16 protein-coding genes are annotated in these 13,593 nt (G+C 70.0%); 11 read left to right on the forward strand and 5 right to left on the reverse strand.

Translation table 11 applies throughout. The features are described from left to right. Positions 1–9 precede the first annotated feature (9 nt). The 3 genes from JK363_RS37560 to JK363_RS37570 are packed head-to-tail and all read right to left on the reverse strand — an operon-like array spanning position 10 to position 1,975. On the reverse strand, positions 10–690 hold the full coding sequence (locus JK363_RS37560; protein ID WP_201882504.1) for an AIM24 family protein: 681 nt from the start codon (positions 688–690) through the stop codon (positions 10–12). Further along, positions 687–1,337, reverse strand: a complete 651-nt coding sequence (locus JK363_RS37565; RefSeq protein WP_201882506.1) for an AIM24 family protein — start codon at positions 1,335–1,337, stop codon at positions 687–689. The genes JK363_RS37560 and JK363_RS37565 overlap by 4 nt, the downstream gene beginning before the upstream one ends. Continuing rightward, entirely contained in the window at positions 1,337–1,975 is a 639-nt protein-coding gene (locus JK363_RS37570) for an AIM24 family protein (protein ID WP_201882508.1), read from the reverse strand. Before JK363_RS37570 ends, JK363_RS37565 begins: the two co-directional genes overlap by 1 nt. 163 nt (positions 1,976–2,138) lie before the next feature. Here JK363_RS37570 and JK363_RS37575 point away from each other — a divergent pair, with 163 nt between their 5' ends. Next, entirely contained in the window at positions 2,139–2,483 is a 345-nt protein-coding gene (locus tag JK363_RS37575; RefSeq protein WP_201882511.1) for a DUF3817 domain-containing protein, read from the forward strand. Next, positions 2,480–2,773 carry an MTH1187 family thiamine-binding protein gene (locus tag JK363_RS37580; protein WP_176180585.1) on the forward strand — a complete coding sequence of 98 codons (294 nt, stop codon included), beginning with the start codon at positions 2,480–2,482 and terminating at the stop codon, positions 2,771–2,773. The genes JK363_RS37575 and JK363_RS37580 overlap by 4 nt, the downstream gene beginning before the upstream one ends. A gap of 14 nt (positions 2,774–2,787) precedes the next feature. On the opposite strand, the gene JK363_RS37585 is transcribed toward JK363_RS37580, so the two are convergent. Next, positions 2,788–3,777, reverse strand: a complete 990-nt coding sequence (locus JK363_RS37585) for an ArsR/SmtB family transcription factor (protein ID WP_201882512.1) — start codon at positions 3,775–3,777, stop codon at positions 2,788–2,790. Positions 3,778–3,848: 71 nt separating this feature from the next. Here JK363_RS37585 and JK363_RS37590 point away from each other — a divergent pair, with 71 nt between their 5' ends. From JK363_RS37590 to icmA, 4 genes are all read left to right on the forward strand, one after another. Further along, on the forward strand, positions 3,849–5,207 hold the full coding sequence (locus JK363_RS37590; RefSeq protein ID WP_201882513.1) for an MFS transporter: 1,359 nt from the start codon (positions 3,849–3,851) through the stop codon (positions 5,205–5,207). 43 nt (positions 5,208–5,250) lie between these two features. Further along, the gene (locus JK363_RS37595) at positions 5,251–5,787 is read left to right on the forward strand and encodes a MarR family winged helix-turn-helix transcriptional regulator (protein WP_201882514.1); all 537 of its coding nucleotides are present in this window, start codon (positions 5,251–5,253) and stop codon (positions 5,785–5,787) included. Between the two features lie 65 nt (positions 5,788–5,852). After that, entirely contained in the window at positions 5,853–6,191 is a 339-nt protein-coding gene (locus JK363_RS37600) for a DUF3817 domain-containing protein (protein ID WP_201882515.1), read from the forward strand. Positions 6,192–6,369: 178 nt separating this feature from the next. Further along, positions 6,370–8,070: a coenzyme B12-dependent isobutyryl-CoA mutase large subunit gene (gene icmA / locus JK363_RS37605; protein WP_201882517.1), complete on the forward strand. Its 1,701-nt coding sequence runs from the start codon at positions 6,370–6,372 to the stop codon at positions 8,068–8,070. Here icmA and JK363_RS37610 read toward each other — a convergent pair. Further along, positions 8,046–8,729: a TetR/AcrR family transcriptional regulator gene (locus tag JK363_RS37610; protein WP_201882519.1), complete on the reverse strand. Its 684-nt coding sequence runs from the start codon at positions 8,727–8,729 to the stop codon at positions 8,046–8,048. The two genes, icmA and JK363_RS37610, sit on opposite strands and share 25 nt — an antisense overlap. 218 nt (positions 8,730–8,947) lie before the next feature. On the opposite strand from JK363_RS37610, the gene JK363_RS37615 reads away from it, so the two are divergent. The 5 genes from JK363_RS37615 to JK363_RS37635 all read left to right on the forward strand — a co-directional run bounded on the left by JK363_RS37615 (position 8,948) and on the right by JK363_RS37635 (position 13,593). Beyond that, positions 8,948–9,919 carry a tetratricopeptide repeat protein gene (locus JK363_RS37615; protein ID WP_201882521.1) on the forward strand — a complete coding sequence of 324 codons (972 nt, stop codon included), beginning with the start codon at positions 8,948–8,950 and terminating at the stop codon, positions 9,917–9,919. Between the two features lie 562 nt (positions 9,920–10,481). Continuing rightward, entirely contained in the window at positions 10,482–11,099 is a 618-nt protein-coding gene (locus JK363_RS37620) for a DUF6230 family protein (protein WP_201882524.1), read from the forward strand. A gap of 137 nt (positions 11,100–11,236) precedes the next feature. After that, a complete protein-coding gene (locus tag JK363_RS37625; RefSeq protein ID WP_201882525.1) occupies positions 11,237–11,764 on the forward strand; it encodes a DUF6114 domain-containing protein in 528 nt (175 codons plus the stop codon). Continuing rightward, the gene (locus JK363_RS37630) at positions 11,754–13,040 is read left to right on the forward strand and encodes a hydrogenase expression protein HypF (protein ID WP_372444933.1); all 1,287 of its coding nucleotides are present in this window, start codon (positions 11,754–11,756) and stop codon (positions 13,038–13,040) included. The genes JK363_RS37625 and JK363_RS37630 overlap by 11 nt, the downstream gene beginning before the upstream one ends. Before the next feature lie 208 nt (positions 13,041–13,248). Then, a complete protein-coding gene (locus JK363_RS37635) occupies positions 13,249–13,593 on the forward strand; it encodes an effector-associated constant component EACC1 (protein ID WP_201882527.1) in 345 nt (114 codons plus the stop codon).

Below are 13,593 nucleotides of genomic sequence, written 5' to 3' on the forward strand. Positions count from 1 at the left end.
CGCTTGTGCTCACGAACCGGTACCCCCCGTCTCTCCGACGGCTATCGCGTCCATCATCCGCTCCGTTGACTGGAGCAGTACCGTCCCCGCCCCCACGAACTCGAACTGGTGCTCCTCGCCGGACGTTCCCCCGAGACCGGTGTGTGCCCGGACGCCGCCCACGATCCCCCGCAGATAGGCGTGGTCGTAATGGTGGCAGGGGGAGGGGCAGTCGGCCCAGCCCACCAGGGCCTGCGGGTCCACCCGCAGCGGCGGCTCCATGAAGACCACGGGACCGTTGGAGGCCGCGACGAACTTCCCGGTGCCGATCAGGGTCAGAAAGCCCGGCACGATCGACTGCTTCAGCGCCAGCGAGGGCTCGAAGGCGAGCAGATTGCCGGAGCGGACGGTGAGGTTTCCGTCGTCGAGGTCATAGGAGTTGACGTCGAACGCGCGGTCCGCGAGCACCATCTTGCCCCGGCCCTCGGCCACCACCCAGTCCGCCGCGTGCAGCGGGGAGTGGAAGCTGCCCGCGATCAGCCGGTCCAGCCGGCCGAGCCCGATGCCCTGGAAGTCGATCTTCCCGTAGTAGGCGACCATCTTCCCCTTCTGGAGGAACCACTGGCCGTCGAGGTCCACGCTGAAGGCGTACGGATTGATGTTGTCGTCGGCCGGGAGGGTGTGCGCGTCATGGATGACGGGGCCGTTCACAGCTTCTCCTCCGATGCCTGGACATAGACCGTGCCGCTGCCGGACAGCTCGAGCTGGAACGCCTCGCCCGAGCCGCGGCCCACCATGTCGCGCCAGCCGATGGCCGTCGAGAGCTTATTGCGGACATCACCCCGGTGGGCGACATACGCCTGCGGATCGACATGGACCGGCCGCCCGGTGCTGATCGGCAGCTGGATCACCCCGCCGTGCGCCATGACCGCCGCGGAGCCATGGCCCTCCAGGGTCGTGGTGAACAGCCCCTGCCCGGTGACCTGGCCGCGCACCATCCCCATCACACCGCCCTGGGAACCCATGAACATCGTGCCCTGGCGCAGCGAGCCGTCGAAGGCCAGCAGACGGTCCGACTCCACATAGAGGGTGTCCCCGGCCAGATCGATCACCTCCACATGGTGACCGCCGTGGCCGAACATCACGGTGCCCTGGCCCTCGACCGTCATCAGCGGAGTGGCCTCGCCCGCGATCCGGCGGCCGATCATGCCCATCACCCCGCCCTGGCCGCCGGTGATGCTGGGCGTGAACCGCACGTCCCCGCGGTACCCGAGCATCGCGCCGCGCTGGCTGAACAGCGTCCGGCCGGGAGCGACTTCGGCCTGCACCATCCGCGAGGTGAGGGTCGTGAACGGCATCAGAGATCACCCCCCACCGTGTTGCGCTCGCTCGGCTGGACGTACACCAGACCGTCGCCCTCGAAGCGGATCTGGAACGACTCGCCCCCGCTCTCGCCTATCAGCGCACGGAAGGTGACCCCCGACTGGAAGTGCTGCTGGAGGTTTCCGGTGTGGGCTATGTACGCGCCCGGGTCGACCTGGAGCGGGGTCTGCGGGGTGACCCGCAGCACGATCGCCGTGCCGTCCGAGAGGATCGCCGCCTGGCCGGTGCCCTCGACGGTCGTGGTGAACAGCCCGTTGCCCTGGGCCGAGCCGCGCAGCCCGGTGAAGGTTGTCCCGGTGCGCAGCGCGCCGTCCGTGCACAGCAGATTCTCGGCCTCGACATGCAGCTTCTCGCCGTGCAGCGAGACCAGGTTGATCTCGCTCGCCCGGTCGGCGAAGTAGCACGTGCCGTGCCCCTTCACCTCCATGACGGCCATCTGCTCACCGGTGAGCCGCCGGGTCACCATCCCGCGCAGCCCCTCCCCGCCGCCCGATTTCTTCTTGAAGGTCATCTCCCCCTCGTACGCGACCATCGCGCCGTTCTTGGCCTTGACGGTGTCGCCCGACATGTCGACGGCGAGCACCTTGCTTCCCTGGAGCCGAAACTGAGCCACGGACCCGACGTTATCGGTCCCCCACGCCGACGGACAGGGAGCAATCGGGGCGATCGGTGCCCCGGGAACGGTGATCGCCGCCGCGGCTGCCACAATGGGTGGCAAGGGCTTGTGCATGGGTTCACAAGCCCTGGCCGTGTCCCCCTCATACGAAGGTGCTCCCGTGGACTTCAAGACCGCCACCGCGCTGCGCCGGCTCCGCCTGGTGTCCGCGCCCGAGGCCGTGTCCTTCCTGCTGCTGCTGATCTGCTCGGTCCTCAAGCGGACGACCGACTTCAACGGGGTGCCGGTGATGGGCTGGGTGCACGCCGTGCTCTTCCTCCTCTACCTGGTCTTCTGGGCCGACGCCTGGAACCGCACCAAGTGGAAGTGGCAGACCGCCGCCCTCTACTTCGCCCTCGCCGTACTGCCCACCGGCGGCTTCTTCGCCGAGCGCATGCTGAAGCGGGAGGCCGAGGCGAGCGTGATCGCCGCCCGCGCGCGCCGCGAGGGTGTGGTCAACGCATGATCGTCGCCTTCTCCGTGACCCCGCTGGGGGTCGGTGAGGACGTGGGGGAGTACGTCGCGGACGCGGTGCGGGTGGTCCGGGAGTCGGGTCTGCCGAACCGTACGGACGCGATGTTCACCTCGGTCGAGGGCGAGTGGGACGAGGTCATGGCCGTCGTCAAGCGCGCGGTCGCGGCGGTGGAGGCGCGGGCGCCACGGGTCTCGGTGGTCCTCAAGGCCGATATCCGGCCGGGCGTGACGGACGGCCTGACCTCGAAGGTGGACACGGTGGAGCGCCATCTGTCCGCCTGACGGGGCTCCGCCCCTCAGCCGCCTGAGATCAGGGCCAGGGCCAGCGGGGTGCGTTCGTAGAGGACCTGGTGGCCCTGGCGGCGGGAGGTGAGGAGCCCGGCGGCGCGCAGTACGGACAGATGCGCCGAGACCGACGACGGGGCGAGGCGGTGACGCAGGGCCAGCGCGGTTGTCGAGGCCGGTTCCTCCAGGCCGGTCAGGATCGCCGCCCGGTTGGCGCCGAGGAGGCGGACCAGGGTGTCCGGCGCCGAGGCGTCCGGCTCGCGCCAGAGGCCGCCGACACCGCGGGCCGGGTAGATCACCGTCGGCTGCCAGGGCGGGATGAAGCCGCTCACCACATCCGGCCAGACGAAGACACTGGGCACCAGCAGCACGCCCCGGCCGTCCAGGGTCTGGGTCTGGGTGGGGATGTGCGGGATATGGACCGTGAGGGTGCGGTCGGCCCAGGACATCCGGGGGCGCAGATCCTGGAAGAGCCGCTCCAGACCGCCGTCGGCCAACTGCCGTGAGCGGTAGGCGATATCGGCCTCCAGCAGGGTGCGCAGCCGTGGCCAGTCCGGTTCGATCAGGGCCTGCCAGGCGCGTTCGGTGATATCGGCCAGCCGCCGCACCGTGGCAACCGGATCGTCCAGCATGGTCCGGCCGCGCGGGCTGTCGGCCGCGCCCGGGGTGCAGTCCAGCGAGAGGGCCAGCTCATGGCGGGCGGTGGCGGGGTCGGTGGCCCGCAGCCGGGCCACCTCGTCCTCGAACGAGACGTCCGGCGCCTCCGGCGGGGGCGCGAGGAAATCGGGGGTGTAGCCGCCGTACCGCGGCATCAGCAGCAACAGCTCCGACAGATCGAGCCCGTCCGCCGCCTCGCTGATCCGCCGCAGCCACGGCAGGTGATAGCCGTGCCGCTCCCGTCGCCGCAGGGTGCGGACCGCTTCATGGGTCTGGCCCAGCGGCGAGATGGCGAACCGGCAGCGCAGCAGGTCCTTGGCGCCGAAGAGCATATGCAGCGGCACGTCTCACCCCCGGAGATTCGGCTCGGGACGAAACACTAGAGGCCGCACCCGGCGCCCGGAAGACTGACGCCATGTCAACACCCCCCGGGCCCGGGACGACCGGCCCCGTCCCGTCGTCACCCGCCGCGGCGCATGCCTCCCGACCCGAGCTCGCGCCCGGCGGCGACACGGGAACCGGACGGGCGCCGGGGAGCGTTGGCTATCGCGCCGTGTTCGCGGTCCGGGAGTTCCGGGCCGTCTTCGCGGCGCATCTGATCTCCATGCTGGGCGAGATGGTCTGCGGGATCGCGCTGTCCGTCCTGGTCTACCGGCTGACCGATTCGCCGCTGCTGAGCGCGCTGACCTTCGCGACCGCGATGCTGCCCTACGCCATCGGCGGCACCCTGCTGTCCTCGGTCGCCGACCGCTTTCCGCCCCGCCGGGTGCTGGTGGTGTGCGACCTGGCGGACGCCGCGTGCGTGGCCGCCATGGTCATCCCCGGGATGCCGGTGGCCGCGCTGCTGGCCCTGCGCTGTGTGACCGCCACCGTCTCGCCGGTGTTCAGCGGCACCCGCTCGGCCACGCTCGGCGACATCCTCGGCGAGGGCGACGCCTTCGTCCTGGGCCGCTCGGTCATCCGGATCACCGCGCAGGGCGCGCAGCTCGCGGGGTTCGCGGTGGGCGGGCTGCTGCTGGCGACGGTGTCGCCGCGCGTCGTCCTGGTCCTCACGGCGGTGGCCCTGGTGATCTCGGCGCTGATCCTGCGGTTCGGCACCCGGGCCCGCCCGGCGCGGCGGCGGGCGGACGAGAACGGTGGGGCGCTGCTGAGCGATTCGCTGCACGGCGTCCGGCGGCTGTTCGCCGACCGCCGGATCCGCGGACTGCTGCTGCTGTCCTGGGTGCCGCCGATGTTCGTGGTGATGCCGGAGGTTCTGCTGACGCCGTACTCCGATGGGCTGGGCCTGGGCTCGGTCGGTCTTGGGCTGCTGATGTGCGGGATGCCGGTCGGCGCGATCGTCAGCGAGGTCCTGGTGGGCTCGGCTCTCGGACCGCGGGCGCGGGCCCGGCTGACGCTGCCGGTGGGGGTGGCGGCGGCACTGCCCGCCCTCGGGTACGCCGCCCACCCCTCCTTCGGCTGGGCGCTGGCCCTCCAGGTGCTGACCGGCTGCGGTATCGCCTACAGCCTGGGCCTGGACCAGTGGTTCCTCGCCGCGGTACCGGAGGAGCTGCGGGGCCGGGCGATGACGGTGCTGACGGCCGGGATGATGACCTCGCAGGGGCTGGGCATGGCGGTCTCCGGGGCGGCGGCCGAGTTCGCGCCGGTGACCACGGTCGCCGCGGTGTCGGGCGGGCTGGGGGCGGTCTGCTCGGCCCTGGTGGCGCTGGAGGTGCGGCGCGGCGCCCGCGGGACGGAGCGCACCGGGCCCGGAACGGAGTGGACCGAACTTTGAGATGGGGCTGACCACGATATGACCGGCCGGTAGGGTCGGGGATGTGCCGAAGCCGCTCAGCCTGCCGTTCGACCCGATCGCCCGCGCCGACGAACTCTGGAAGCAGCGATGGGGGTCCGTGCCGTCCATGGCCGCGATCACCTCGATCATGCGGGCCCAGCAGATTCTGCTCGGCCAGGTCGACGCGGTCGTCAAGCCGTACGGACTGACCTTCGCCCGCTATGAGGCGCTGGTGCTGCTCACCTTCTCCCAGGCCGGTGAGCTGCCGATGTCGAAGATCGGCGAGCGGCTGATGGTCCACCCGACCTCGGTCACCAACACGGTGGACCGCCTGGTCAAGTCCGGTCTGGTGGCCAAGCGGCCGAACCCCAACGACGGCCGCGGCACCCTCGCCTCGATCACCGACCGGGGACGCGAGGTGGTGGAGTCGGCCACCCGCGACCTGATGGCGATGGACTTCGGACTCGGGGTCTACGACGCCGAGGAGTGCGGCCGGATCTTCGCCATGCTGCGGCCGCTGCGGGTCGCGGCGGAGGACTTCGAGAACGAGGCCGGGCACGGGGCCGAGGGGGAGGACTAGGGTCCGTCCCGGCCGAGGCGGGGGCGGCGAAGATCGCCCCGGAACGCACGGTTACGCTCAGTGCCATGAAACGAAGCGTCCTGACCCGCTACCGGGTGATGGCCTATGTCACCGGCGTGCTGCTGATCCTGCTGACGATCGGCATGGTCGCCAAGTACCTGCTGGACGTGGACGGCGCCGCCGGTTTCGTGACCATGGTCGGTATCGCCCATGGCTGGCTCTACGTCCTCTACCTGGTCTTCGCCTTCGACCTGGGCTCCAAGGCGAAGTGGCCGTTCGGCAAGCTGGCCTGGGTGCTGCTGGCGGGCACCGTGCCGACCGCGGTCTTCTTCGTCGAGCGCGCGGTGTACCGCGAGGTGGCCCCGCTGGTCGCCGACGCCCGGCCGGAGCCCGCTCAGGCGTAAGGCTTCGCACCGAGCCGGCATCGAGCCCGCCCCGGTCTGCCGGGGCTCCGTGTCCCGATTTTCTGCCGGTTTCTGCCGGACCGCTGACCTGCGAGAACGGTCCGGCAGACCACTCGATCGGCCTGCACCGGGCGGTCAGCCGTTGAGAATTACTTGGACGTCCTAGTAAATTTGAGCCATGGACGCCGAAGGCATTGAGGCAGGCCGCCGTCGCTGGCAGGCCCGGTACGACGCGGCACGCAAGCGCGATGCCGACTTCACCACGCTCTCGGGCGACGCCGTCGAGCCGGTCTACGGACCCGCCGCGGGCGACACCGTGGAAGGGTTCGAGCGGATCGGCTGGCCCGGGGAGTTCCCGTACACCCGCGGTCTGTATCCCACCGGCTACCGCGGCCGGGCGTGGACCATCCGCCAGTTCGCCGGGTTCGGCAACGCCGAGCAGACCAATGAGCGCTACAAGATGATCCTGGAGGCGGGCGGCGGCGGTCTGTCGGTCGCCTTCGACATGCCGACCCTGATGGGCCGGGACTCCGACGATCCGCGCTCGCTCGGCGAGGTGGGCCACTGCGGTGTCGCCATCGACTCCGCCGCCGACATGGAGATCCTCTTCAAGGACATCCCGCTCGGCGCTGTCACCACCTCGATGACGATCAGCGGCCCGGCCGTCCCCGTCTTCTGTATGTACCTGGTGGCCGCCGAGCGCCAGGGCGTGGACATCTCACGGCTCAACGGCACCCTTCAGACCGACATCTTCAAGGAGTACATCGCCCAGAAGGAGTGGCTCTTCCCGCCCGAGCCCCATCTGCGCCTGATCGGCGATCTGATGGAGTACTGCGCGCACGGCATCCCCGCCTACAAGCCGCTCTCCGTCTCCGGCTACCACATCCGCGAGGCCGGGGCCACGGCCGCGCAGGAGCTGGCGTACACCCTCGCCGACGGCTTCGGCTACGTCGAACTGGGGCTCTCCCGCGGGCTCGATGTGAATGTCTTCGCGCCCGGTCTCTCCTTCTTCTTCGACGCGCACATCGACTTCTTCGAGGAGATCGCCAAGTTCCGCGCCGCCCGCCGTATCTGGGCCCGCTGGATGCGCGATGTGTACGGGGCGACGTCGGAGAAGGCGCAGTGGCTGCGGTTCCACACCCAGACCGCCGGGGTCTCGCTCACCGCGCAGCAGCCGTACAACAACGTGGTGCGCACCGCCGTGGAGGCGCTGTCCGCGGTGCTCGGCGGCACCAACTCCCTGCACACCAACGCGCTGGACGAGACCCTCGCGCTCCCCAGTGAGCAGGCGGCCGAGATCGCGCTGCGCACCCAGCAGGTGCTGATGGAGGAGACCGGCATCCTCAATGTGGCCGATCCGCTGGGCGGTTCCTGGTACGTCGAGGCGCTGACCGACCGGATCGAGGCCGACGCCGAGAAGATCTTCGAGCAGATCAAGGAGCGCGGCCGCCGGGCGGTGCCGGACGGACAGCATCCGATCGGACCGATCACCTCGGGCATTCTGCGCGGGATCGAGGACGGCTGGTTCACCGGCGAGATCGCCGAGTCCGCCTTCCAGTACCAGCGGGCACTGGAGAAGGGCGACAAGAGGGTCGTCGGCGTCAACTGCCACCACGGCTCGGTCACCGGCGATCTGGAGATCCTGCGGGTCAGCCATGAGGTCGAGCGCGAGCAGGTGCGGGTGCTGGGCGGCCGCAAGGCCGGGCGGGACGAGGCCAAGGTCGCCGCGGGGCTCAAGGCGATGCTGGCCGCGGCCCGGGACGGCGGCAACATGATCGGGCCGATGATGGAGGCGGTGCGGGCCGAGGCCACCCTCGGGGAGATCTGCGACGCGCTCCGCGACGAGTGGGGGGTCTACACGGAGCCGGCCGGCTTCTGACGGTGTTCCCGGGCGGGTTCCGGCGCCGGGGCGGTCCCCGTGCCGGAGCTCGCCGCCGCCAGTCCGTGCAGCAGCACGGTGGCGAAGGAACGGGCCCACTCCCGGTCCACCGGTTCGGCGCTGACCAGCAGCCGGTGCACCACCGAGCCCGCGATCACATCGAAGATCAGGTCCGCGTTGCGGGCCGCCGCGGCCGGGTCCTCCTCCGGCGGCAGTTCACCCCGCAGCTGGGCCCGCTCCCGGCCGACCAGCACCAGCCGCTTCTGCCGGTCCACGATGGCCGAGCGCACCCGGGCCCCCAGCGCCTCGTCATGGGTGGCCTCGGAGACCACGGCCATCAGCGCCGTCTTGGTCTCGGGGCGCTCCAGCAGGGTGGCGAACCGCACCACCACATCTTCGATGTCGGCCCGCAGGCTGCCGTGGTCGGCCGCCTCCAGATGTTCGTCGAAGACGGCCGCCACCGCGTCCACGACCAGCTCGTTCTTCCCCGCCCAGCGGCGGTAGAGGGTGGTCTTCGCCACTCCCGCGCGCGCCGCCACATCGCCCATCGTCAGCTTTCCCCAGCCGAGCTCGACCAGCGCGGCACGGGTGGCGCCGAGGATCGCGCGGTCGGCCTCGGCGCTGCGGGGGCGCCCGGTGCGGCGTGCGGGCGTGCTCATGTCCGCGACCTTACCCACTGGTGACGGGGGAAGACCTGGTGAGAGAGATCACCAGCAAACGGGGCCGGATGGCGGGGGGCGGGGGTGACGCGGACGTCCGGGCCGATTACGCTACGGCTCGTAGCGTAAGAGCGATGACCATGAGCGCCGGTTGGGGAGCCGGCGGGCCGGTTTGATGCGCTTTTCCATTCACCGCGTGAAGAGGGGAGGATAGGACCATGCAGCCACGGAACATGTCCATGAGTGGAGTGGTCGACCTCGCCGCGGTGAAGGCGGCCGGAGAAGCGAAGCAGAAGGCGGAGAAGGCGCGGGCCGAGGCGGCGCGCACCGGGGGCGCGAGCGCGCCCGTCCGTCTGGTCTTCGATGTCGACGAGGCGGGTTTTCAGCAGGACGTCCTCCAGCGCTCCACCGAGGTGCCGGTCGTCATCGACTTCTGGGCCGAGTGGTGCGAGCCGTGCAAGCAGCTCGGTCCGATCCTGGAGCGGCTGGCCGGGGAGTATGCGGGGCGTTTTGTTCTCGCCAAGATCGACGTCGATGCCAACCAGATGCTGTTCCAGCAGTTCGGTGTCCAGGGCATCCCCGCGGTCTTCGCGGTGATCGCGGGCCAGCCGGTGCCCCTGTTCCAGGGGGCCGCGCCGGAGGCGCAGATCCGCCAGGTGCTGGACCAGCTGATCCAGGCCGCGGAGCAGCAGTTCGGCATTGTGGGTACACCTGTTGAAGGCGATGCCGGGGCCGCGGAGGCCGAGCAGCCCGTCCCGCAGCAGCCCGCCACGCCGTACGACGCCGCGCTCGCCGCGGCCCATGAGGCGCTGGACGCGGGGGATCTGGGCGGTGCCGTCCAGGCGTACCGCAATGTGCTCTCGGACGACCCCGCCAACAGCGAGGCCAAGCTGGGCCTGGCGCAGGCGGAGTTGCTGGAGCGGGTTCAGGGAGTGGACGCGCAGACGGTGCGCAAGGCGGCCGCGGACAGCCCCGCGGATGTCTCCGCCCAGATCGCCGCGGCCGATCTCGACCTGGTGGGCGGTCATGTGGAGGACGCCTTCGGGCGCTTGGTGGAGGCGGTGCGGAAGACGGTGGGTGAGGACCGGGAGAAGGCACGGGTCCATCTCCTCGGTCTCTTCGAGGTGATCGGAGGTGAGGACCCCCGAGTGGTCACTGCGCGTAGTGCGTTGGCGCGCGTGCTGTTCTGACCTCGGGCTCCTCAAACAAAACAGCGACCGCTCTTTACCAAAACTTGGTAAACGCGGTCGCTGTTACTGCCAGTAAATGCACCCCCGCGGTTTGTCCGATGTTGGAGTAAATCTCCCTCTCTTTCCGGTCACTTGGCGGCGACACTGTGTGCCCGGCCGCGACCGTCCGGCAGCCCGACGGTTATCCGTCCGTTACTCGCTAGTAACGAACCCCTTGTGCCCGCGCTCCGAATGGACCACGATCGGCCAAGCTCGGTCCATCCCCCGTAGCCCGGCATCCGGTCGGCGCCGCGGCGTGGTTGGGTCCCCACCGAGTAGGCCGGCGGCAGTGGCGTCGGCCTTGGACAGGGGGGTCTCTGCCCCAACAGGCAGGGCCTGTCCAGGAGGTTGCGCGAGAAGCGTGGCCAGTGGTTGTCGCTCGGGGGTGATCGCCGGTGTTTGCGGGTGCGGTAAGCGCCTGTGAGACGTGGGCGCTCTCCTTCCCGAGGACGTAGCACTTCTCCCATCCCAGGTCCGGGGCTTGGCCCCGGCCGGAGATGTACGTCCGAGAAGGAGGAAAGTCATGGAGTCTCTGGCTCGTGGCGGGACCAGATGGAAGCGGTTCGCCGTTGTCATGGTGCCGAGCGTTGCTGCCACGGCCGCGATCGGCGTCGCCCTGTCCCAGGGTGCGCTCGCGGCTTCGTTCAACGTGTCCGGCCAGCAGTTCAAGGTCACGGCCGACCGGCTCGACGGTAAGGGCTTCGTCCAGTACGGCGCCCTTGACACACAGCACGGCGGGAAGAACATCCCGGTCGCGGTCTCGGCGTTCAAGAACGCCAAGATCAAGGGTCTGTGCCAGTCCGTCGTGATCCCGGTCCCGGTCTTCGGCGATGTGTCGCTGAAGCTGTCGGCCGGCAACGGCGACAAGCAGGTCGAGGCGAAGAACCTCTTCATCGACCTCGACCAGCTGGACGCGGATGCGACGTTCCGCGGGATCAACATCGGTGTCGCGGCGGGCGATTCGACCAAGGGCCCGGGCATCAAGAAGGGCGACAAGGCCCTTCCTGGTTCCTTCGCCCAGGAGGCCGACTCGGCCACGCTCACCGGTGTGAAGCAGACCGCCTGGGCGACCAGCGCGGGCACGTTCAAGCTCTCCGGCCTTTCGATGAAGGTCAGCAAGGGCAAGAACGAGTGCTTCTGACGCGCTGAGCTGGGGGTGAGGGGCCGCGACGCTGCCCCTCACCCGGCATCGCCCAGCAGCGCGGAGGTGCCGCGCAACGAGTACCGCTGTACAACACCGCGATCGCACCGATCGCCGGCCCCAGGGAGCTGTTTTCAATGAGTGCCGAGTCGCCGGGGGCGCGTGACCGTATCGACCTGCGGAGGTCCTTCCGCGCATGGCGCTGGCAGCGCCCGTTCTGGGCAGGGCTGCTGACCCTGCTGGCCGGGCTGCCGATCATGTATTTCCCGTACAACAACTTCAGCGCGGGCGGGTTCACCATCAACCTGTCCACCACCGCTGGATCCGCGTCGCTGATCATCGGTGTGCTGTTGGTGATCCTGGGCCTGACCATGTGGTTCCAGCCCGCCGTACGGGTGTTCGCCGGAGTCGCCTCGATCCTGCTCGGCCTGGTGTCGCTGCCGGTGTCCAACATCGGCGGCTTCCTGATGGGATTCCTGCTCGCGCTGTTCGGCGGCGGGATGAGTGTCGCCTGGGCACCGGGCGAGACTCCCTCGGCGCAGCCGGCCGAGGAGTCGGGTGCCGCGCCGAAGGACGACGAGGACGGTGACGGCGTGCCGGAACCGGCCGGCGCCGGCTCCGCGCCGGACCAGGAATCCACCGATGGGAGGCACCGTGCGGGGTGACGAGGAGCAGCCGGAGGGCGCAAATGCGCGCCGGGCCAGAACGGGACCGCGGCACGCGGCACCCAGGAAGTCGATGCTCACTCGCCTTCAGGTGCCCGCGGGCAAGGCCATAGCGCTGGCCGCCATGCCCACCGCCGTGCTCATGGGCATGGGGCTGACCCCCCAGCTCGCCTCGGCGAGCCCCCGGCCCGAGGACCGTTACAAGGCCGGGCCGTGTGTGTCCCAGCCCGACGAGGCGGACAAGGACGCCAAGGACACGGCGGACTCGAAGGATTCGGCGGAGTCCAAGGACCCCAAGGGTTCCGGGGACACCTCCGGCTCCGAGGGAGACACCCCGGCCCAGCAGCCGGACCCCTCGACGAGCCCGTCGAAGAGCACGCCCACGCCCGAGCCGTCCGGTTCGTCCTCAGATTCCACGGACGACGAGGAGTCCGCGGAGCCGAGCGCCTCGCCGAGCCCGTCGGAGTCGGAGTCCACGAATCCGCTCGACCCGCTGGGCGTCGGGGACAAGCTGAAGGACATCTTCACGCCGGACGACGCGGAGTCGGAGGAGCCGAGCGCTTCGCCGAGCCCGTCGGAGTCCAGCGAGCCCACTCCGTCCTCGTCACCGTCGTCCGAGACGCCCGCCGATCCGGTCAAGGACACGGTGGACAAGGTCGGCGACGGCGCCCAGGACACCGTCGACAAGGCGAAGGAGACGGCCGAGGACACCAAGGACGCGGCCGAGAAGGCCACGCCCAAGCCCACTCCGTCCGCCTCGGAGTCCGGCGGCAAGGACGGCAAGGAGTCCTTCCCCTGCCCGGAGTACGACGCCGACGCGTACAAGAACGCCAAGACCGACCCGACGTCCAGTCTGCTGCCCGACGACCCCTGGACCCTCAAGAGCAGTCTGCTGAGCCTGCACGGTCTGGACTACAAGGGGATCGTGGAGGTCAAGACGTACGGCGGGAAGGTCAAGAAGGTCCTCAAGTTCACCGCTTCGGGCGTGGACATCAAGGACCTGCACCAGACGGTCGTCGGACCCGCCGGCACCACCACGCATGTGGCGGCGCGCGAGGGCTCCACCTCGACCATCCGCAACGGCACGGTGACGATGTACACCGAGGAGCTGTCGGGCAATCTGCTGGGGATCATCCCGATCACCTTCAGTCCGAAGAGCCCGCCGCCGCTGAACCTCCCGGAGGTCTTCTTCACCAAGGTCACCGTCACGCAGGCCGGCCAGTTCGGCGGCGATCTGACGGTGCCGGGGATGCACCTGTACAAGACCGGGGGCTGACCCCGCGATCACACCGACCCGTTCGGGAGCCGCAGAAAACCCTCTTTCGGGAGGGAACGCCCGTGGGCACCAACTCCGTTGCGAATTGGTGCCCACGGGCGTATTCGTGCGTACCGGGGCCTATGATTACCGGGAGTGTCCGAACGAACGCGCTCCCTGTCGCTCGGGAGTACGTCGGGGGAAGCGGGGGCAGCGGGTGGAAAGCTGGATGTCGGTGGTCGGCGCGCAGCCGGGCGCGGGGCTGGAATCGCTCGCCGACTGGCTGCGGGGTGAACCACGTCTTGCCGGGCGGGTGCGGCCCCGATCGGCACCCCCGGCGCCCGGTCAGATGGGCACGCTCGGCGAGTTGCTGGTGGTGTCGGTCGGCGCGGGCGGTCTTCTTCCGGTGCTGGCGGGGGCGGTGCGCGCGTGGCTGAACCACCCCCGGAGGTCGGAGGTCCGGATCATCGTCCATGCCCCCGACGGCCGCCATATCGATATCGAGGCGAAGCATGTGAGCAAGGCCGCGGTGGAGGAGATCCTCCGCCAGGCGCTGCGCGAAGAGCGGGGGTAG

This window comes from Streptomyces coffeae, assembly GCF_016741875.1.
GTDB lineage: Bacteria > Actinomycetota > Actinomycetes > Streptomycetales > Streptomycetaceae > Streptomyces > Streptomyces coffeae.